General features: G+C 58.9%; 20 protein-coding genes and 1 other RNA gene. 5 read left to right on the top strand and 16 right to left on the bottom strand.

The features are described from left to right. The 9 genes from mraY to rsmI all read right to left on the bottom strand — a co-directional run bounded on the left by mraY (position 1) and on the right by rsmI (position 9069). The gene (mraY, locus tag A8O26_RS25895; RefSeq protein WP_007917000.1) at positions 1–1083 is read right to left on the bottom strand and encodes a phospho-N-acetylmuramoyl-pentapeptide-transferase; all 1083 of its coding nucleotides are present in this window, start codon (positions 1081–1083) and stop codon (positions 1–3) included. After that, positions 1083–2450 carry a UDP-N-acetylmuramoyl-tripeptide--D-alanyl-D-alanine ligase gene (locus tag A8O26_RS25890; protein ID WP_064120495.1) on the bottom strand — a complete coding sequence of 456 codons (1368 nt, stop codon included), beginning with the start codon at positions 2448–2450 and terminating at the stop codon, positions 1083–1085. Before A8O26_RS25890 ends, mraY begins: the two co-directional genes overlap by 1 nt. Beyond that, a complete protein-coding gene (locus tag A8O26_RS25885) occupies positions 2443–3906 on the bottom strand; it encodes a UDP-N-acetylmuramoyl-L-alanyl-D-glutamate--2,6-diaminopimelate ligase (RefSeq protein ID WP_064120494.1) in 1464 nt (487 codons plus the stop codon). The genes A8O26_RS25890 and A8O26_RS25885 overlap by 8 nt, the downstream gene beginning before the upstream one ends. Beyond that, positions 3906–5645: a peptidoglycan D,D-transpeptidase FtsI family protein gene (locus tag A8O26_RS25880; RefSeq protein WP_172828212.1), complete on the bottom strand. Its 1740-nt coding sequence runs from the start codon at positions 5643–5645 to the stop codon at positions 3906–3908. The genes A8O26_RS25885 and A8O26_RS25880 overlap by 1 nt, the downstream gene beginning before the upstream one ends. Then, a complete protein-coding gene (gene ftsL, locus A8O26_RS25875) occupies positions 5645–5938 on the bottom strand; it encodes a cell division protein FtsL (protein WP_007917008.1) in 294 nt (97 codons plus the stop codon). The genes A8O26_RS25880 and ftsL overlap by 1 nt, the downstream gene beginning before the upstream one ends. Further along, positions 5935–6882, bottom strand: coding sequence for a 16S rRNA (cytosine(1402)-N(4))-methyltransferase RsmH (gene rsmH / locus A8O26_RS25870; RefSeq protein ID WP_007917010.1), 948 nt, complete (start codon positions 6880–6882; stop codon positions 5935–5937). Before rsmH ends, ftsL begins: the two co-directional genes overlap by 4 nt. Continuing rightward, positions 6879–7334 (bottom strand): division/cell wall cluster transcriptional repressor MraZ, encoded by a 456-nt coding sequence (gene mraZ, locus A8O26_RS25865; protein WP_007917012.1) that lies wholly within the window; start codon positions 7332–7334, stop codon positions 6879–6881. Before mraZ ends, rsmH begins: the two co-directional genes overlap by 4 nt. A 402-nt stretch (positions 7335–7736) precedes the next feature. Beyond that, an RNA gene (gene rnpB / locus A8O26_RS25860) (RNase P RNA component class A) lies at positions 7737–8090 on the bottom strand. Positions 8091–8163: 73 nt separating this feature from the next. After that, on the bottom strand, positions 8164–9069 hold the full coding sequence (rsmI, locus tag A8O26_RS25855; RefSeq protein WP_064120492.1) for a 16S rRNA (cytidine(1402)-2'-O)-methyltransferase: 906 nt from the start codon (positions 9067–9069) through the stop codon (positions 8164–8166). 177 nt (positions 9070–9246) lie between these two features. Here rsmI and A8O26_RS25850 point away from each other — a divergent pair, with 177 nt between their 5' ends. The 4 genes from A8O26_RS25850 (at position 9247) to A8O26_RS25835 (ending at position 12693) form a co-directional block, all read left to right on the top strand. After that, positions 9247–11058: a penicillin-binding protein activator gene (locus A8O26_RS25850; protein WP_064120491.1), complete on the top strand. Its 1812-nt coding sequence runs from the start codon at positions 9247–9249 to the stop codon at positions 11056–11058. Next, positions 11058–11420, top strand: coding sequence for a YraN family protein (locus tag A8O26_RS25845; protein ID WP_064120490.1), 363 nt, complete (start codon positions 11058–11060; stop codon positions 11418–11420). The genes A8O26_RS25850 and A8O26_RS25845 overlap by 1 nt, the downstream gene beginning before the upstream one ends. 104 nt (positions 11421–11524) lie before the next feature. Continuing rightward, positions 11525–12118 carry a phosphoheptose isomerase gene (locus tag A8O26_RS25840; RefSeq protein WP_008082788.1) on the top strand — a complete coding sequence of 198 codons (594 nt, stop codon included), beginning with the start codon at positions 11525–11527 and terminating at the stop codon, positions 12116–12118. Then, positions 12115–12693 carry a BON domain-containing protein gene (locus A8O26_RS25835; protein ID WP_007917023.1) on the top strand — a complete coding sequence of 193 codons (579 nt, stop codon included), beginning with the start codon at positions 12115–12117 and terminating at the stop codon, positions 12691–12693. Before A8O26_RS25840 ends, A8O26_RS25835 begins: the two co-directional genes overlap by 4 nt. 51 nt (positions 12694–12744) lie before the next feature. Here the strand turns inward: A8O26_RS25835 and A8O26_RS25830 are convergent, their stop codons facing one another. The 7 genes from A8O26_RS25830 to rplM all read right to left on the bottom strand — a co-directional run bounded on the left by A8O26_RS25830 (position 12745) and on the right by rplM (position 17630). Further along, positions 12745–13158 (bottom strand): ClpXP protease specificity-enhancing factor, encoded by a 414-nt coding sequence (locus tag A8O26_RS25830; protein ID WP_064120489.1) that lies wholly within the window; start codon positions 13156–13158, stop codon positions 12745–12747. A gap of 16 nt (positions 13159–13174) precedes the next feature. Continuing rightward, entirely contained in the window at positions 13175–13792 is a 618-nt protein-coding gene (locus A8O26_RS25825; RefSeq protein WP_007917025.1) for a glutathione S-transferase N-terminal domain-containing protein, read from the bottom strand. Positions 13793–13938: 146 nt separating this feature from the next. Further along, positions 13939–14721, bottom strand: coding sequence for a cytochrome c1 (locus A8O26_RS25820; RefSeq protein ID WP_064120488.1), 783 nt, complete (start codon positions 14719–14721; stop codon positions 13939–13941). Further along, positions 14721–15932, bottom strand: coding sequence for a cytochrome b (locus A8O26_RS25815; protein ID WP_016985147.1), 1212 nt, complete (start codon positions 15930–15932; stop codon positions 14721–14723). Before A8O26_RS25815 ends, A8O26_RS25820 begins: the two co-directional genes overlap by 1 nt. Next, a complete protein-coding gene (petA, locus tag A8O26_RS25810; protein WP_003228055.1) occupies positions 15932–16525 on the bottom strand; it encodes a ubiquinol-cytochrome c reductase iron-sulfur subunit in 594 nt (197 codons plus the stop codon). Before petA ends, A8O26_RS25815 begins: the two co-directional genes overlap by 1 nt. Positions 16526–16794: 269 nt before the next feature. Continuing rightward, complete coding sequence (gene rpsI / locus A8O26_RS25805; RefSeq protein ID WP_008080273.1) at positions 16795–17187, bottom strand: 30S ribosomal protein S9; 393 nt, start codon at positions 17185–17187, stop codon at positions 16795–16797. Positions 17188–17201: 14 nt separating this feature from the next. Continuing rightward, positions 17202–17630, bottom strand: coding sequence for a 50S ribosomal protein L13 (gene rplM, locus A8O26_RS25800; protein ID WP_007917032.1), 429 nt, complete (start codon positions 17628–17630; stop codon positions 17202–17204). 245 nt (positions 17631–17875) lie between these two features. Here rplM and A8O26_RS25795 point away from each other — a divergent pair, with 245 nt between their 5' ends. After that, positions 17876–18916, top strand: a complete 1041-nt coding sequence (locus A8O26_RS25795; RefSeq protein WP_064120487.1) for an NADP(H)-dependent aldo-keto reductase — start codon at positions 17876–17878, stop codon at positions 18914–18916. Positions 18917–18987: the final 71 nt, after the last annotated feature.

Raw genomic sequence — 18987 nt, 5'->3', positions numbered from 1 at the left:
CTACCTCAGCTTCAGGGTGGCAAGGCCGATCAGCACGAGAATCACGGTGATGATCCAGAAACGGACGATCACACGCGGCTCGGGCCAGCCCTTGAGTTCAAAGTGGTGGTGTATCGGTGCCATGCGGAACACACGGCGACCGGTCAGCTTAAAGGACGCAACCTGAATGACGACTGACAGGGTTTCCATCACGAACACGCCGCCCATGATGAACAGGACGATTTCCTGACGAACGATCACCGCGATGGTGCCCAGTGCCGCGCCGAGTGCCAGTGCACCGACGTCGCCCATGAACACTTGCGCTGGATAGGTGTTGAACCACAGGAAGCCGAGGCCGGCACCGATCAGCGCGCCGCAGAACACGATCAGTTCGCCCGCGCCAGGCACGTAAGGAATCAGCAGGTATTCAGCGAATTTCACGTTACCCGACAGGTAGCAGAAGATGCCGAGGCCACCGCCGACCATCACGGTTGGCATAATTGCCAGGCCGTCGAGGCCGTCAGTCAGGTTGACCGCGTTGCTCGAACCGACGATCACGAAGTAGGTCAGCACGATAAAGCCCAGGCCCAGCGGAATGCTGTAGTCCTTGAGCATCGGCAGAATCAGCGTGGTTTCCACCGGGGTGGATGCGGTCATATAAAGGAAGATCGCTGCGCCGAGGCCGAACACCGATTGCCAGAAATACTTCCAGCGGCTCGGCAGGCCACGCGAGTTCTTCTCGATGACTTTGCGGTAATCGTCGACCCAGCCGATGGCGCCGAACAGCAGGGTCACCAGCAGAACAGTCCAGACGTAGCGGTTGCTCAAGTCAGCCCAGAGCAACGTGCTGACGCCAATCGAAGACAGAATCAGTGCGCCGCCCATGGTCGGCGTACCGGATTTCGACAGGTGCGATTGCGGACCATCGTTACGCACGGACTGACCGATCTGACGGTTCTGCAAAGTGCGGATCATCCACGGGCCATAGCACAGCGACAAAACCAACGCGGTCAGTACACCGAGGATCCCGCGCAGGGTCAGGTACTGAAAGACCGCGAAGCCTTTGTAGAACTGTTGCAGATACTCCGCTAGCAGCAGCAGCATTAATGTTTCTCCAGACTGGACCCGCACAGAGCCGCAACGATGTTTTCCATCGCTGCACTGCGCGAACCCTTGATCAAAATGGTGGTGTTTGTGTCCTGCTCGGCGTCGAGGGCCTGGATCAGCTCGGCTTGCGTGCCGAAGTGATGCGCCTGTTCACCGAATGCGTTCACGGCGTGAACCATGTTTGGCCCAACGGCGTAAAGCGCGGAAACCTTGCCCCGGGCGTACTCGCCCACGTCGCGGTGCCCCTGCTCCGCCCAATCGCCCAACTCGCCGATATCCCCGAGCACCAGGACGGTGCGGCCGGAAAAGCCGGCGAGTATATCAACGGCCGCGCACATTGAGGTGGGGTTTGCGTTGTAAGTGTCATCGATCACGCGCATGCCGTTTTTCGCCAGTTGCGCGACGGTGCGACCCTTGACCGGTTGCACGGCGCCAAGCCCGGTGGCGATGCCGAACAGCGACACGCCCAAAGCGTGCGCGGCAGCGGCGGCGGCCATGGAATTGGCGACGTTGTGGGTGCCGAGCAGGTTCAGTTGAACGCGCTCGACACCTTCAGGTGTGTGCAAATTGAAGGCCGGGCAACCACGGGCATCAGTGCTCAGATCGCTCGCGTAGAAATCCGCCTGAGTGTTGCTCAGGGCGAAGGTCAGTACTTTGCGTGCGCCGGCACGGGTCTTCCAGATACCGAAAGCTTTGTCATCGAGGTTGAGCACGGCGATGCCATCAGCTGCCAACCCGTCGATGATTTCACCTTTGGCTTCGACGATTTTTTCCGGGCCGCCAAACTCACCGACGTGAGCGGTGCCGGCATTGTTCAGGATCGCCACATGCGGCTTGGTCAGGCCGACGGTATAAGCGATTTCCCCCAGACGCGAGGCGCCCAGTTCGATCACCGCCGAAGTGTGTTCCGGGGCCAGTTCGAGCAGAGTCAGCGGTGCACCGAGGTCGTTGTTCAGATTGCCCCGGGTCGCCAGCACCGGACCGCGCGTGCGCAGGATGCTCGCAAGCATTTCCTTGACCGTGGTCTTGCCGCTGGAACCGGTGATCGCGGCGACTGGCTGAGTGAAGGCAGCACGGTTCAGCGCGCCCAACTGACCGAGGGCCTGACGGGTGTCTTTGACCAGCAATTGCGGCAGCGTAGTGTCGGCGACTTCACGCTCGACCAGCGCAGCCACGGCGCCTTTTGCTGCCACGTCATTCAAATAGTCATGACCGTCGAAACGCGGGCCGGTCAACGCAATAAACAGTTGCCCAGGCTGGATCGCACGGCTGTCGATGCTGACGCCGTCGAAGCTGGCATCGGCAGCGATCAAACGTGCATCAAGCGCGTTGGTCAGTTCACTGAGTTTCAGGGCCTTAAGCATGGGCCACCTCCCAAGCGGTCAGGGCGTGATCGGCCTCGACCAGATCGGAGAAAGCGTGGCGCTCGCCGTTGATTTCCTGATAGTCCTCGTGACCTTTACCGGCCAGAACAATCACGTCATCCGCCGAAGCGCCGGCAATCAGTTGTGCAATCGCCTGACCACGGCCGGCGACGAAGGTGACCTTATCCACAGCGGTGAAACCGGCGCGGATGTCATCGAAAATCACTGCCGGGTCTTCGGTACGCGGGTTGTCGTCGGTGACCAGCACTTGATCGGCCAGACGCTCGACCACTTCAGCCATCAACGGACGTTTGCCGCGATCACGGTCACCGCCGCAGCCGAACAGGCACAGCAGCTGACCTTTGACGTGCGGGCGCAAGGCCGTGAGGACTTTTTCCAGCGCATCCGGGGTGTGGGCGTAATCGACCACCACCAACGGCTGCGTGCCACCGCCAAGACGCTGCATGCGCCCGGCCGGGCCTTCGAGTTTTGGCAGTACTTTGAGAATTTCGTCGAGCGCGTAATCCAGACCGAGCAAGGCGCCGACCGCCGCCAGCACGTTGCTCAGGTTGAAACGGCCGAGCAGCGTGCTACGCAGATGATGCTCGCCCTGCGGCGTGACCAGAGTGGCGCGCACGCCGTGGTCGTCGAACTGCGCTTCGCGGCAGAACAGGTAGGCGCTGCTGTCGAGCAGGCTGTAGGTGATCAGACGCGACTCACGTTTTTCAGCGGCCAGTTGCCGGCCGAAATCGTCGTCAAGGTTGACCACGCGGCACTTCAGATCATTCCAGGCGAACAGCTTGGCCTTGGCCTCGGCGTACGCCTCCATGGTGCCGTGATAATCCAGATGATCGCGGGACAGATTGGTCATCACCGCGACATCGAACGCCAGCGCAGTGACGCGGCCCTGATCCAGACCATGGGACGACACTTCCATGGCCACGGCTTTGGCGCCGGCCTTTTTCAGGTCGCCCAACGTCGCTTGCACGGCAATCGGATTCGGCGTGGTGTGCAGACCGCTTTGCAGTGCGCCATAGAAGCCGGAACCCAGGGTCCCGACGATGCCGCAATGCTGACCGAGCAGATCGAGCGCCTGCGCGACCAATTGGGTCACGCTGGTCTTGCCGTTGGTGCCGGTGACGCCGACCAGATTCAGGTGATGACTTGGCTCACCGTAGAAACGCCCGGCGATGTCCGACAGCTGCGTGGCCAGACCTTTGACCGGAATCAGCGGCACGTCGGTGATCGGCAGCACGGTAGCGCCTTCGACTTCATAAGCAACCGCAGCGGCGCCACGTTGCAGAGCATCGGCAATGTGCGCACGGCCATCGAATTTGCCGCCAGGCACAGCGAGGAACAAATCACCTGCGCGTACGTTGCGGCTGTCCAGCGCCAATTCACGGATCAACAGATCGTGGCCGGCGTGGGGGAATATCTTGTTCAGACTTAATGACATCAGCCGCGCCCTCCATTGGCTTTCAGCGGAATGACCGGGGTGGCATTGGCTTGTTGCGTCGTCGGCAGGTTGTCCGGGGTTACGTTCATCAAACGCAAGGTGCCGGACATCACGCGGCTGAACACTGGCGCCGATACCAGACCACCGAAGTAGCCGGCCTTGCTTGGTTCGTCGATCACCACAACGATGGCGTAACGCGGATCGCTCATCGGGCCGAAACCGGCGAACAGCGAGCGGTACGAGTTTTCCGCGTAGCCCTTGGTGCCCACCGAGGTCTTACGCGCCGTACCCGACTTGCCCGCCACGTGATAGGCCGGCACCTGCGCGCGGAACACACCGCGTGGCGCTTCGATTACCTGGGTCAACATGCCTTGCATGGTTTTCGCGACGGCTTCCGGCAGCACTTGCGTGGTCTGCGGCGGCTTGTCGGTTTTGATCAGGGTCAGCGGTGCGAGGCGACCGTTATTGGCCAATGCCGAGAACGCGTGAACCAGCTGGATCGCGGTCACGGAAATACCGTAACCGTACGACAGCGTCGCGGTTTCGGCTTTACGCCAATCCCGGTAATTGGGGAGGTTACCGACGCGCTCGCCCGGGAAACCGAGACCGGTGTCCTGACCCAGGCCAACTTTCTGTGCCAGACGGTAAATGGTTTCACCGCCGATATCGAACGCGACCTTACTCATGCCGACGTTACTGGAATTGATCAGAATACCGGTCATGTCCAGCACCGGCCCTTCGCTTTTGGAAACGTCCTTGATCGTGTATTTGCCGATCTGCAACGTGCCCGGATACACCTCGACGGTGTCGCTCGGCTTCCAGCGACCGGACTCGATTGCGGCGCTCATCGAGATGGCTTTCATGGTCGAACCCGGTTCGAACACGTCGATCATCGCGCGGTTACGCATCATCGCCGGCTGCAGGTTGCGACGGTTGTTCGGGTTGTAGGTCGGCTGGTTGACCATAGCCAGAATCTCGCCGGTCTTGACGTCCATGATCACCAGGCTGCCGGCCTTGGCGCCGTTCTCGATGATCGCGTTACGCAGTTCGCGGTTGGCCAGATATTGCAGACGCAGGTCAATGGACAACGCCAAGGGCTTGCCGGCCTTGGCGTTTTTGGTGACCTGGACATCCTTGATCAGCCGACCGCGCCGATCCTTGATGACCTGTCGTTTGCCCGGCACCCCGGCGAGCCACTCGTCATAAGCGAGTTCGACACCTTCACGACCGTGGTCATCGATGTCGGTAAACCCGACCATGTGCGCGGTGACTTCACCAGCCGGGTAGAACCGGCGGAATTCTTCGATACCGTAAACGCCCGGCACTTTCAGATCGAGCACCGACTGGCCCTGCTCGGGGGTCAACCCGCGCACCAGGTAAATGAATTCTTTGTTGGCCTGGGCTTCGAGGCGTTCGGTCAGGGCTTTCGGGTCCTGCCCCAGCGCGGCGGCCAGTGCTGGCCACTTCTCTTTCGCCGTTTGCATTTCCTTGGCGTTGGCCCACAGCGTGGTCACCGGGGTACTCACGGCCAAAGGCTCGCCGTTACGGTCGGTGATCAGACCACGGTGAGCCGGAATCGGGATGTGTCGCAGACTGCGCGCGTCGCCCTGACCTTTGAGGAAGTCACGGTCAACCACTTGCAGGTCGATGATGCGCCAGCAGATCGCCGCGACCATCACGCCGAGCAGCGCCACCATCAGGCGGAAGCGCCATGGGAACAGTGCGCCTTCGAGTTTCATCATGGCGCCACCATCTTCACGTCAGCCGCGCCGGGAATGTGCATTTTCAGTTGTTCAGTGGCCAGCACTTCGATGCGGCTGTGCGCGGTCCAGGTGCTTTGCTCAAGAATCAGGCGACCCCACTCGGCCTGCGCCTTGTCGCGCACGCTGAGTTCGTTATAAAGGGTGTTGAGCAACTGCCGGTTCCAGTGCGCGCTGTACGACACGGCAATGGCCGAGACGAGCACGCCGATGAACAGCAGCAGCATCAGAAAGCTGCCGCCGGGCAGTGGCTTGGCGAAAAGCTTGCTCACCGCAGCTTCTCCGCGACGCGCATGACGGCGCTACGGGAACGTGGGTTGGCTTTGAGTTCGGCGTCGGAGGCCGTCTGCGCTTTGCCATGGACTTTGATTTTCGGTTCGAACGCGACGTGGCGAACCGGCAGGTTGCGCGGCAGGTTGTCGGCTTCGCCTTTCACCAGCTTGCGCATGAACAGTTTGACGATGCGGTCTTCCAGCGAGTGGAAGCTGATCACCACCAGGCGACCACCGACTTCCAGAGCGTCCAGTGCGGCTTCGAGGCCGGCTTCCAGATCACCCAGTTCGTTGTTGACGTGAATGCGCAAACCCTGGAAGGCACGGGTGGCCGGGTTCTTGCCCTTTTCCCATGCCGGGTTGGCGACTTTCAATACTTCAGCCAGATCGGCAGTGCGCTCGAACGGCTTGATATCGCGACGCTCGGCGACGGCGCGAGCCATACGCCCGGAGAAACGCTCTTCACCGTATTCCTTGAACACCCGGGCGATTTCCTCAGCCGGCGCGGTGTTGACGAATTCGGCCGCGCTGATGCCCCGGGACGGGTCCATGCGCATGTCCAGCGGGCCGTCATTGAGGAAACTGAAGCCGCGCTCAGCATCGTCGAGCTGCGGCGACGACACGCCAAGGTCGAGCAGAATACCGCTGACCTTGCCGCTCAGACCTTGTTCAGCGACAACGGAACCGAGCTCGGCAAAGCTGCGCTGCACAACGACAAAGCGGCCGTCTTCGGCCGCTAGCGTTTGCCCGGTGGCAATCGCTTGTGGATCTTTGTCGAATCCGATGAGCCGACCGTCCGTGCCGAGCTGGCTGAGGATCAACCGGCTATGGCCACCGCGCCCGAACGTTCCGTCCAGATAGCAGCCATCAGGACGTACGGCGAGAGCCTCGACGGCTTCGTCAAGCAGTACGGTGATGTGGTTAAAGCCGCTATCAATAGTCACAGGATCAAATCACGCAGTTCATCAGGCATCGCGCCCGGTTGTTGAATAGCAGCAAGGTCAGCGGCAGATACCGCGTTCCATGCATCCTCGTCCCACAATTGGAACTTGTTCAGTTGGCCTACCAGCATCGCGCGCTTATCCAGCTTGGCGTATTCGCGCAGACGCGGTGGAACCAGAAAACGACCACTGCCATCGAGTTCGAGGTCGACGGCATTACCAATCAGCAAACGTTGCAGGCGACGGTTCTCTTCGCGAAGCGAAGGAAGCGCGCGCAACTTGGTTTCAATAATTTCCCACTCGTCGAGCGGATAGACACACAGACACGGATCAACGGCATCAATGGTGACGATTAATTGGCCGGAACTACGCGAATCGAGCTCGTCACGGTACCGGCTCGGCATAGCGAGACGGCCCTTTGCGTCGAGACTGATAGCGTTAGCTCCGCGAAACACGTCTGCGTTTCTCCAATTTTTATCGTTTTGAGCTCAAAAAACCCACTTCATGCCACTTTCCGCCACTTGCGCACACTATAGGAATGCGCCCACCACACCGTCAAGGCGCGGATTAAAGGAAAACCCTTACAGAACGGAGATTTAGGAGCATAAAAGGAGGCATAACGACAATCTGGCGCAGACTTTGGACCCATAACTTGATGCAGCACTGAAAGCTGCGCTCGAAAGTTAAAGTAATTTGTTAAGAGTAAGATTTTTTCGGTATTACAAATGCGCTTCTGCTGTTGATTGAAGCGAGGTGGGAAATGGCTATTACTGCGTTTGCCGCTGCCGAACTTTCAGAGCAGGCCTGCTGATATTACACAGCCCTGTTGCCAATGATTCAAGCAGGGAAAGAAAAAGGTGGAGAGTCGATCTGTAAGCCGGGTTCTGTCTTGAACAGTCATTCGTCTACGATGGCCATCACTGGACATCTTTAGCAACCTACCCGGTCCCAGCGCGGGCCACGCCTTGGGACCCTATTTGGTCTTGCTCCAAGTGGGGTTTACCTAGCCACGAACTGTTGCCAGACGTGCGGTGCGCTCTTACCGCACCTTTTCACCCTTACCGGCGCCGAAGCGCTTAGGCGGTTATTTTCTGTGGCACTTTCCGTAGGCTCACGCCTCCCAGGCATTACCTGGCACTTCGCCCTATGGAGCCCGGACTTTCCTCCCCCCCCTAATTTTCATAGAGGGCAGCGACTGTCCGATCGACTCTCCGCCGCGAAGGGTAACGGCAGAGCGGCCGAAGAACAAGCGCTAAAAGCCTCAAGACCGCTATGGGCGACGGCTTACACGCTTTTCTGTTTATCCAGCGCAACCTGATACAGCACGTTTTTGCGCTCGCCGGTGATCTGCGCTGCCAGCGCGGCGGCACGCTTGAGCGGCATTTCTTCGAGCAGCAGATCAAGGATGCGCATCGCTTCGCTGCTGACCGCGTCTTCGGACTCCGGCGGCGTCCAGCCCGCCACCAACACTACGCATTCGCCGCGCTGCTGATTGCTGTCGGATTCGACGAACGCGCGCAACTCGGCCAGCGGTAAGCCTTTGAGGGTTTCGAACGTCTTGGTGATTTCCCGGGCGAGCAATGCCTGACGCTCACCGCCAAACACGGCTTCCATGTCCTGCAGGCATTCAAGAATGCGATGCGGAGCTTCATAAAAGATCAGCGTGCGCGGCTCTTCTTTAACCGCCTCCAGTCGCGCCTTGCGCCCAACCGACTTGGCTGGAAGGAAGCCTTCAAAGATGAAGCGGTCAGACGGCAGACCCGCCGCCGACAACGCCGCAATCAGCGCACAGGCGCCGGGCACCGGGACTACATTGATCCCGGCCGCACGGGCCTGACGGACCAGGTGATAACCCGGATCGGAAATCAGTGGCGTGCCAGCGTCAGAGATCAGCGCCACGTTGTCACCGGCCAGCAAGCGGGTAATAAAGCGACTACCTTCATCTCGTTCATTGTGTTCGTGACACGCGGCCAACGGCGTGCCGATCCCGAAGTGCTGCATCAGGCGCGCCGAGTGGCGGGTGTCTTCGGCAGCAATCAACGCCACCTCGCGGAGGATCTTCAGTGCCCGGGCGCTGATGTCGTCCAGGTTGCCGATGGGCGTCGCCACCACATAAAGCGAGCCAGCAGCGGAATTCAGGGAACCTGGAGCAGTCAAAGCGCACACCTCGTGATCGGTAAAAGCGGCCATTGTAGCGCGACACGAGGCTCGCGACGCGCTTCGAGCCAGCACGGTTTTCCCCTTGGTTACGCACCACCGCAACATTTACTACAGCTAAATCGTACGTTTCACGCCACTAACATCGCGCCCCGGCCAGTGCTTGGGTACAATTCGACGCTAATTTGATCGAGTATCAGGAACACTTACATGATCGCTTGCCTGCGGCTGTTCACTGCCCTCTGCCTCGCTGCCTTGTTGGCGGCTTGCGCCAGCTCCCCTTCCTCCAGCCTTGGCGAACTTCCACGGACCCCGGATGCCAGCATCGAGCAACTGCTCGAACAGGCGACCCAGGCTAAAACCCCGGAAAAAGCTGCCCTGTTGCGCCTCAGCGCAGCGGACCTGGCTTACCGTCAGGGTAACGCCGGACAGTCCGCGCAAATCCTGCAACAAGTGCCGATGGAGCAACTCAAGCCAGGCCAGCAGATTTTCGCCAGCACCTTGAATGCCGAGTTGGCGATGACCCGCAATCAGCCGAAAGCCGCGCTGACCGCCCTGAGCCATCCAAGCCTGCAACACTTGGGCGAAATGCCTGAAGAGCAACAAGTGCGCACCGGCACCGTTCACGCCCGTGCCCTTGAAGCCGATGGTCAGACGCTGGCTGCCGCCCGCGAGCGCGTGTTCATCGCCCCGATGCTGCAAGGCGAAGCCGCGAGCAAGAACCACGAAGCGATCTGGACCCTGATCGGCTCGCTGCCAACCGACCAACTGCAACCCAACACTAGCGACGACCTCGGCGGCTGGATGGGCCTGGCGCTGGCGGTGAAATCCGCGGGCACCCTGGAACAACAGCAAGCTGCGATCGACACCTGGCGTGCACAGAACCCAAAGCACCCGGCCGCAATCAACCTGCCGCTGCCGCTGACCAAACTCAAGGAACTGGCCAGCCAGCCACTGAGCAAGATCGCCCTGCTGCTGCCGCAGGACGGCCCGCTGGCCGCTGTTGGCAAGGCACTGCGTGAAGGCTTCATGGCTGCGCACTACCAGGCTCAACAGGCCGGACAAAAGCCGCCAGCGATCGAGTTCTACGACAGCTCGAAGCTGACCTCGATGGACGAGTTCTACCGCAAGGCTCAGGCTGATGGCGTGCAACTGGTTGTCGGCCCACTGGAAAAACCACTGGTCAAACAGCTGAGCACCCGTCCGCAACTGCCGATCACCACCCTCGCGCTGAACTACAGCGAAGGTGATCAAGGCCCGGCGCAACTGTTCCAGTTCGGTCTGGCCGCTGAAGACGAAGCTCGGGAAGTCTCGCGTCGTGCCCGTGCCGATGGCCTGCACCGCGCCGCCATCATGGTGCCGAAAGGCGAATGGGGCGACCGCGTACTGCGTGCGTTCAGCCAGGACTGGCAAGCGAACGGCGGCAGCATCGTAGCGACCGAGCGTGTTGATCAGCCGGTGCAACTGGCTCAGCAGATCGCTGACATGTTCCAGCTGCGTCAGAGCGAAGCCCGCGCCAAGAGCCTGCAAAATGCCGCTGGCACTAACGTCGCCGCGCAGCCTTCGCGTCGTCAGGACATCGAGTTCATCTTCCTTGCTGCCACGCCACAACAGGCGCAGCAGATCAAGCCGACCCTGAACTTCCAGTACGCCGGTGATGTTCCGGTTTACGCGACCTCGCACGTTTACAGCGCCAGCGGCGACGTCAACCAGTACAACGACATGAATGGCATCCGCTTCTGCGAAACCCCATGGTTGCTGGACAACAGCGATCCACTGCGTCAGCAAGTGGTTGCGCAGTGGCCACAAGCCGCCGGCAGCCTCGGCCGCCTGTACGCGATGGGTGTCGATGCCTATCGCCTGGCGCCGCGCCTGGGCCAACTCAAAGCCCTGCCGGACAGCCGCATCGATGGTGAGTCGGGCAGCCTCGGCATGACCCAGACTCAACGCGTGGTGCGTCAGTTGCCTTGGGCGCAGTTCGTCAGCGGTCAGGTTCAACGCCTGCCGGACACCCCGCGCTAATGCCTGACAGGTCACGCTCGCAAAGCGGAAAAGATGCCGAGCGCCAGGCGCTCGAGCATCTGCAACAACACGGTCTGCGCCTGTTGGCGCAGAACTGGTTATGCAAACGCGGTGAGCTTGATCTGGTCATGCTTGATGGCGATACAGTAGTATTCGTTGAAGTTCGCTACAGAAAAAACACTCAATGGGGTGGCGCGCTCGCTAGCATCGATGGGCGCAAGCAGCAGAAACTGATTTTCGCTGCACAGTATTTTCTTCAGCGCGAGTCGCGTTGGGCCAATTCCCCTTGCCGCTTCGACGTGGTGGCCATCGACAGCCATCCGAGTCAGCTGAACTGGTTGCAGAATGCTTTCGACAGTTGATCGGCTGCGTTGCGACCCGGACAATTCCACCGACAAATTTTGCTCTTTGCTTTGCGGGCTGCACATTCATGTGCCGTACAGCCGCGCTACTTAAGGTCACACAGATGGACATGCAATCCCGAATTCGCCAGCTTTTCCAGGCCAGTATCGACACCAAGCAACAGGCGATGGACGTACTTGCACCGCACATCGAGCAAGCCAGCCAGATCATGGTCAACGCCCTGCTCAACGAAGGCAAAATGCTTTCGTGCGGCAACGGCGGCTCGGCCGGCGATGCCCAGCACTTCTCGTCGGAGCTGCTCAACCGCTTCGAGCGCGAGCGTCCGAGCCTGCCAGCCATCGCCCTGACCACCGACACCTCGACGATCACATCGATCGCCAACGACTACAGCTACAACGAAGTGTTCTCCAAACAGATCCGCGCACTCGGTCAGCCAGGCGATGTCCTGCTGGCGATTTCGACCAGCGGTAACTCGGCGAACATTATTCAAGCGATCCAGGCCGCACATGATCGCGAAATGATTGTCGTAGCTTTGACCGGACGCGATGGCGGCGGCATGGCGTCGCTGCTGTTGCCCGAGGACGTCGAGATTCGCGTACCGGCCAATGTCACTGCACGTATTCAAGAAGTCCACTTGCTGGCGATCCATTGCCTTTGCGATCTGATCGACAGCCAACTGTTCGGGAGTGAAGAATGACCCCTAATCGCCTTGGCCTTCTGGCCTTGACCCTGTGCCTGGGCATCAGCGGCTGCACCTCGGTGGTGAACGCCAGCCGTGAAGCACCGATCGATGACGACCGCGGCACGCGCACCTTCGGCAGCAAGATCGACGACTCGTTGATCGAAACCAAAGTCGGTGTGAACGTGGCCAAGGCCGACCCGGCCCTGGACAACGATTCGCACATCGTCGTCACCAGTTTCAACGGTGTTGTCTTGCTGGCCGGTCAAACCCCTCGCGCGGACTTGAAAGCCAAGGCCGAGCAAGCGGCAGCCGCTGTCCAACGGGTGAAAACCGTTCATAACGAACTGCAGGTCATCCCGCCGTCCGGCTTCCTGGCACGCCAGAACGACACCTGGCTGACCTCCAAGATCAAGACGCAGATGCTCACGGATGCCAGCATTCCCGGCTCACGCATCAAGGTCGTGACCGAGAACGGTATCGTCTACCTGCTGGGCCTGCTGACCAAACAGGAAGCCACTCAGGCAACCAATCTGGTTCAGGGCGTCTCCGGCGTACAGAAAATCGTCAAGCTGTTCGAATACATCGACTGACCGCTGAAACGCGCGCACAAAAAAGGCGATCCATCTGGATCGCCTTTTTTATTACTTCACTACCTTCAAGCTAGGCCGGCCGCTAGGGCGCGGCGGCTCGCTGTCCGGTGGCGGCAAGTCGTCATCCGCCTCGATCTCTTCCTCGTCATCCATCGGCGACTCAAGATCAAACACCATGCCTTGACCGTTCTCCCGGGCGTAGATTCCCAGAATCGCGCTGATCGGCACGTACAAGCTGTGCGGAACGCCACCGAAGCGACCTTCGAAGGTCACCACGTCGTTGTCCATGTGCAAATGACGCACGGCACTCGGCGAAATGTTCAGGACAATCTGCCCGTCACTGGCGAAACCCTGCGGCACCTGCACCGCCGGATATTCGGAATTGACCAGCATGTGCGGGGTGCAATCGTTATCAACAATCCACTCGTAGAGCGCGCGGACCAGATAAGGTCGACTGGAGTTCATAGCGGCTCCTTAAGCCTTAGCGCATATCGCGTTCGACACCAGACAGACTCGCCTGGAATGCCTCACGCGCAAACGAGCGCTCCATATAATCAAGCAGCGGCTTGGCTGGCCGCGGCAGTTCAATACCCAGAATCGGCAGACGCCAGAGTATTGGCAATAGGCAGCAATCCACCAGACTTTGTTCCTCACTGAGGAAAAATGGCTTGTCGGCAAACAGCGGCGACACGCCCGTCAGGCTTTCACGCAATTCCTTGCGCGCCACGACTCGCGCGGCCTCCTTGCTCTTCGGATCCAGGATCAGATCCACCAGACCACACCAGTCGCGCTGAATACGATGAATCAGCAGACGACTGTTGGCACGCGCCACCGGGTAAACCGGCATCAGTGGCGGGTGCGGGTAACGCTCATCCAGATATTCCATCACCACGGTCGACTCCCACAACGCCAGGTCGCGATCGACCAGCGTCGGCAGACTGCCGTAAGGGTTCACCTCAATCAGTTTAGGCGGCTGGCGACCAGCTTCCACATAAATGATCTCGGCGCTGACACCCTTCTCTGCAAGCACGATGCGCACTCGGTGGGAATAGTGGTCGGCGGGGTCGGAGTAACAGGCCAACCGATTGGTCACGCCCATGGCGATCCTCCTCGCTTGTTGAAATTATCGGAACCGGAAAAACGCGCGCGCCCAGAGGGCGCCTCCCGCGACATCCGGCTGACCGGATGTTGCGTTATCGGAGGCACCCTTGGGCGCGCGCGATTAACAGCAATGCTTGAAGCGTATCAGTGCACGTCTTTCCAGTATTCACGCTTGAGCAGGTAGGCGAACACAAAGAAGAACGCCAGGTACAGCAAGACATAAGTACCGATGCGCTGATGTTGCAGCTTAACCGGGTTAGCCGAGTAAGCCAGGAAGGTTACCAGATTCTTGACCTTCTCATCGAACTGCTCTTCGTTCAGAGCGCCGGACTTCGGCACGATGGTCAGTTGATCACACGCTTCATGGGTCAAAGGCGTGCCGGTCAGCGGATCATATTGCTTCTTGCCGTCCTCGACGATCTGCACCTGTTTGCAACCCACGACCTGGCGACCTTGCAGGCCGACCAGCACGTTAGGCATGCCGACGTTCGGGAAGACCTTGTTGTTCACGCCCCATGGACGTGCAGGATCCTCGTAGAACGAACGCAGGTAACCGTAAAGCCAATCAGTGCCACGCACGCGAGCCACCAGCGTCAGATCCGGTGGCGCTGCGCCGAACCAGGTCTTGGCGTCCGCCGGCTGCATGCCGATGTTCATGTGATCGCCGATCTTGGCACCGGTGAACACCACCTTCTCCAGCATCATTTCGTGAGGAATGCCCAAGTCATCGGCAACCCGCTCGTAACGCTGGAACTTGGCGCTGTGGCAACCCATGCAATAGTTGGCAAAGGTACGCGCACCGTCCTGCAGTGCGGCCTTGTCGGAAACGTCGATGTCGACTTTTTCCAGTTCCGGACCACCGTGTTCAGCAGCGAAAGACAGCACAGGCAACGCAGCAAAAATCAGAGCAAAAAATAACTTTTTCATCAGCCAGTCACCCTTTCCGGAACCGGTTTGGTCTTCTCGAGCCTGGTGTAGAACGGCATCAGAATGAAGTAGGCGAAGTACAGGAAGGTGCAGACCTGCGACAGCAAGGTTCGCTCCGGCGTCGGCGCAAGCACACCGAGAATGCCGAGGATCACGAACGAGATGCAGAACACCACCAGCCAGATCTTGCTCATCCAGCCTTTGTAGCGCATCGATTTGACCGGGCTTCGATCCAGCCACGGCAGTACGAACAGCACCGCAATCGCCGCGCCCATGGCGATAACACCCATGAGTTTGTCCGGGATCGCACGCAGGATGGCGTAGAACGGCGTGAAGTACCAAACCGGGGCAATGTGCTCAGGTGTCTTGAACGGGTTGGCTTGCTCGAAGTTTGGTTTTTCGAGGAAGTAACCGCCCATTTCCGGGAAAAAGAACACAATAAAGCAGAAGATAAACAGGAACACTACGACACCGACAATGTCCTTCACGGTGTAGTACGGGTGGAAGGCGATGCCGTCCAGCGGGATGCCGTTTTCGTCTTTGTGCTTCTTGATGTCGACGCCATCAGGGTTGTTCGAACCGACCTCGTGCAACGCCAGAATGTGCAGCACCACCAAGCCAAGAATCACGATTGGCAGGGCGACAACGTGCAAGGCGAAGAAGCGGTTCAGGGTGATCCCGGAGATCAGATAGTCACCACGAATCCACTGCGTCAGGTCGTTGCCGATGACCGGAATCGCACCGAACAGCGAGATAATCACCTGGGCGCCCCAGTACGACATCTGGCCCCATGGCAGCAGATAACCCATGAAAGCTTCGGCCATCAGCGCCAGGTAAATCAGCATGCCGAAGACCCAGACCAGCTCACGCGGCTTCTGATAAGAACCGTAAAGCAGACCACGGAACATGTGCAGATAGACCACGATGAAGAACGCCGAAGCGCCGGTCGAGTGCAGCAGACGCAGGATCGAGCCGTACTCGACGTCGCGCATGATGTATTCAACGGAAGCGAACGCTTCTTCTGCCGACGGCGTGTAGCTCATCGTCAGCCAGACACCGGTGACGATCTGATTCACCAGAACCAGCAGCGCCAGGGAGCCGAAGAAGTAGAAGAAGTTGAAGTTTTTTGGAGCGTAATACTTGCTGAGATGGTCTTCCCACATTTTGGTCGCAGGAAAGCGCGCATCAACCCAATCCATGAACTTGCTCATCACGCTTTCTCCGTATCGACGCCAATGACAATCAGGTCATCGGTCTCATAGGAATGCGGGGGAACTGGCAGGTTCAAAGGCGCAGGTTGCGACTTGTAGACGCGACCAGCCAGATCGTAGTGGGAACCGTGGCAAGGGCAGAAATAGCCACCGACCCAGTCTTTACCCAGATCCGCAGGTGCCACTTCGGGACGGAAAGTTGGTGAGCAACCCAGGTGTGTGCAAATCCCGATCAGCAGCAGAATTTCTGGCTTGATCGAGCGCACTTCAGGGTCGACATAGGTAGGTTGCGTGGAGTTTTTGGAGGTCGGATCGGAGAGCTGGCCCTCGATCTTTTTGAGATTCCCCAGGATTTCCGCAGTACGGCGGACAATGAACACCGGCTGGCCGCGCCACTCAGCAATCATCTGCTGTCCTGGCTCGATTTTGCTGACATTCACTTTCACCGGTGCACCGGCGGCTTTCGCCTTGGCACTGGGAAACCATGACCCCACGAACGGGACCGCAGCCCCCACCGCTCCTGCAGCACCCACCACGGATGTGGCTGCTACCAAGAAGCGACGCCGGCCTGCATTCACGCCGTCATTGCTCATTCAGTCCTCTCCCATCAGCTTTTGTGGCCTGTTAAATCAGGCATCTACTAAATAAATCAATGTTACTTATAAAAATTTTGCCGAATGGTAATGAAAAGCCCCAATTCTGACAAGGGAATTACCCGCAGCTCTCACCCCCAAGCCTTGCAGTATAGGGGGTCTACGGAAGTGGCAAGTTGTCGCAGCGCAATTCTTTGATAAATCACAGGCATAAAAAAACGCCCGCTTCCGTGAGGAAGCGGGCGTTTTTTTTGAACGTGGAAGCGGAATTAACGCTTCGAGTACTGCGGACGCTTACGCGCTTTACGCAGACCAACTTTCTTACGTTCAACTTCACGGGCGTCGCGAGTAACGAAGCCAGCTTTGCGCAGAGCGCCACGCAGGGTTTCGTCGTAGTCCATCAGAGCGCGAGTGATGCCGTGGCGGATTGCGCCAGCTTGACCACTTACACCACCGCCGATCACGGTGACGTAGATGTCGAACTTCTCGACAGTCTCAGTCAGCTCCAGCGGCTGGCGAACTACCATGCGGGCAGTTTCGCGGCCGAAGAAGTTTTCCAGCGAACGGTTGTTGATGGAGATGTTACCAGTACCCGGACGCAGGAAAACGCGTGCGGTTGCGGTCTTGCGACGGCCAGTGCCGTAATTTTGAGTCGCCGACATAATGTACTATTCCGTTAAAACTTCAGTTCTTGGGGCTGCTGAGCAGTATGTGGGTGTGCAGCGCCCGCATAGACTTTCAGCTTACGGTACATGTCGCGACCCAGTGGGTTTTTAGGCAGCATGCCTTTAACCGCGGTCTCGATCACGCGCTCAGGGGCTTTAGCGATCAGCTTTTCAAAGTTGATCGACTTGATGCCGCCCGGGAAACCGGAGTGGGAGTAGTACATTTTGTCAGTGGTTTTAGCACCGGTAACACGAATCTGCTCAGCGTTGATTACGACGATGTAGTCGCCGGTGTCAACGTGAGGAGTGTACTCAGGCTTGTGCTTGCCACGCAGACGGCTCGCGATTTCGGTGGCCAGACGACCCAGGGTCTGACCAGCAGCGTCGACGACAAACCAGTCGCGCTTTACTGTTTCCGGTTTAGCAGTAAAAGTTTTCATTCTTTATAGCCTCAGGGGCCGCCCTGTAAATTAGACGGCGGATCTTACTGAATAGTGCGTACTTTGACAAGTCAAAGGCAGCCGGATACAGACGCTTTCGGGGGCTCGGGTCGGCGCGTCCGTTCAACGGCAAGATTCTTCGGCGGCGGCGCATCACTTCCACTGCAGAAAGAGGTCGGCAATTATGCAGATTGCGAAAAATATTTCAACCTGCTTTTATGATTGTTTTGCCCAAGGAGCACCCGATGGACTATCGCCAGCTAGGCCGTACCGACCTGAACGTGAGTGCAATCTGCCTCGGCACCATGACCTGGGGCGAGCAAAACACTGAAGCTGAAGCCTTCGCGCAGATTGAACGCGCCAAAGAGGCCGGGATCAATTTCATCGACACCGCCGAGATGTACCCGGTGCCGCCGAAAGCCGAATCCTACGCCACCACCGAGCGCTACATCGGCAATTACTTCAAAAGCCGCGGTGACCGTGCCGACTGGATCCTCGCCAGCAAGATTGCCGGTCCCGGCAACACCATCGATTACATCCGCGACAAAAACCTGCGCCACAACCGCCAGCACATCACCGCCGCGGTGGATGCCAGCCTCGCGCGTCTGCAGACCGATTACATCGACCTGTATCAATTGCACTGGCCGGAGCGCAGCACCAACTTTTTCGGACAACTGGGCTACAAGCACAAGATCGAAGCCAACCTGACTCCGCTCGAAGACACCCTCGAAGCGCTCGACGAGCAAGTGAAGGCCGGCAAGATCCGCCACATCGGCCTGTCCAATGAAACCCCGTGGGGCACCATGCGCTTCCTTGCCTTGGCCGAAGCCCGTGGCTGGCCGCGTGCGGTGTCGATCCAGAACCCGTACAACCTGCTCAACCGCAGCTTTGAAGTGGGCCTGGCGGAAATCGCCATCCGCGAACAATGCGGTTTGCTCGCCTATTCGCCGCTGGCATTTGGTTTCCTCTCAGGCAAGTACGAAGGTGGCGCGCGTCCGCCGAAAGGCCGTCTGAGCCTCTACAGCCGCTTCAGCCGCTATTTCAATGCGCAGTCGGAAGCAGCGTGCAGCCGTTATGTCGCGCTGGCCCGTGAGCACGGTCTGGATCCGGCGCAAATGGCGCTGGCGTTCGTGACGCAGCAAGCGTTCGTCACCAGCAACATCATTGGGGCGACGACGCTTGAGCAACTGGATAGCAACATTGCCAGTTTCGATTTGAAGCTTTCCGATGAAGTGTTGGCGGGGATTGAGGCGATTCACAAGGATCACCCGAACCCAGCGCCGTAATCGATAGAGAAGCCGCCTTCGCGAGCAAGCTCGCTCCCACAGAGGATCACCGTACCTGTGGGAGCGAGCCT

Origin of the sequence: Pseudomonas fluorescens, from assembly GCF_001648775.1 — a bacterium.
GTDB classification, from domain to species: Bacteria; Pseudomonadota; Gammaproteobacteria; order Pseudomonadales; family Pseudomonadaceae; genus Aquipseudomonas; species Aquipseudomonas fluorescens_M.
This window is presented reverse-complemented; position numbering and strand designations above follow the sequence as displayed.

What these genes read in the sequence shown, in the direction of transcription:
- A8O26_RS25835 (WP_007917023.1), top strand. Translation starts at nt 12,115, where the DNA reads ATGACCCCTAATCGCCTTGGCCTTCTGGCCTTGACCCTGTGCCTGGGC.
- A8O26_RS25890 (WP_064120495.1), bottom strand. Translation starts at nt 2,450, where the DNA reads ATGCTTAAGGCCCTGAAACTCAGTGAACTGACCAACGCGCTTGATGCA.
- rpsI (WP_008080273.1), bottom strand. Translation starts at nt 17,187, where the DNA reads ATGTCGGCGACTCAAAATTACGGCACTGGCCGTCGCAAGACCGCAACC.
- mraY (WP_007917000.1), bottom strand. Translation starts at nt 1,083, where the DNA reads ATGCTGCTGCTGCTAGCGGAGTATCTGCAACAGTTCTACAAAGGCTTC.
- A8O26_RS25880 (WP_172828212.1), bottom strand. Translation starts at nt 5,645, where the DNA reads ATGAAACTCGAAGGCGCACTGTTCCCATGGCGCTTCCGCCTGATGGTG.
- rsmI (WP_064120492.1), bottom strand. Translation starts at nt 9,069, where the DNA reads ATGGCCGCTTTTACCGATCACGAGGTGTGCGCTTTGACTGCTCCAGGT.
- petA (WP_003228055.1), bottom strand. Translation starts at nt 16,525, where the DNA reads ATGAGCAATGACGGCGTGAATGCAGGCCGGCGTCGCTTCTTGGTAGCA.
- A8O26_RS25820 (WP_064120488.1), bottom strand. Translation starts at nt 14,721, where the DNA reads ATGAAAAAGTTATTTTTTGCTCTGATTTTTGCTGCGTTGCCTGTGCTG.
- A8O26_RS25825 (WP_007917025.1), bottom strand. Translation starts at nt 13,792, where the DNA reads ATGGGCGTGACCAATCGGTTGGCCTGTTACTCCGACCCCGCCGACCAC.
- A8O26_RS25795 (WP_064120487.1), top strand. Translation starts at nt 17,876, where the DNA reads ATGGACTATCGCCAGCTAGGCCGTACCGACCTGAACGTGAGTGCAATC.
- A8O26_RS25840 (WP_008082788.1), top strand. Translation starts at nt 11,525, where the DNA reads ATGGACATGCAATCCCGAATTCGCCAGCTTTTCCAGGCCAGTATCGAC.
- A8O26_RS25885 (WP_064120494.1), bottom strand. Translation starts at nt 3,906, where the DNA reads ATGTCATTAAGTCTGAACAAGATATTCCCCCACGCCGGCCACGATCTG.
- A8O26_RS25815 (WP_016985147.1), bottom strand. Translation starts at nt 15,932, where the DNA reads ATGAGCAAGTTCATGGATTGGGTTGATGCGCGCTTTCCTGCGACCAAA.
- A8O26_RS25830 (WP_064120489.1), bottom strand. Translation starts at nt 13,158, where the DNA reads ATGAACTCCAGTCGACCTTATCTGGTCCGCGCGCTCTACGAGTGGATT.
- A8O26_RS25850 (WP_064120491.1), top strand. Translation starts at nt 9,247, where the DNA reads ATGATCGCTTGCCTGCGGCTGTTCACTGCCCTCTGCCTCGCTGCCTTG.
- rplM (WP_007917032.1), bottom strand. Translation starts at nt 17,630, where the DNA reads ATGAAAACTTTTACTGCTAAACCGGAAACAGTAAAGCGCGACTGGTTT.
- A8O26_RS25845 (WP_064120490.1), top strand. Translation starts at nt 11,058, where the DNA reads ATGCCTGACAGGTCACGCTCGCAAAGCGGAAAAGATGCCGAGCGCCAG.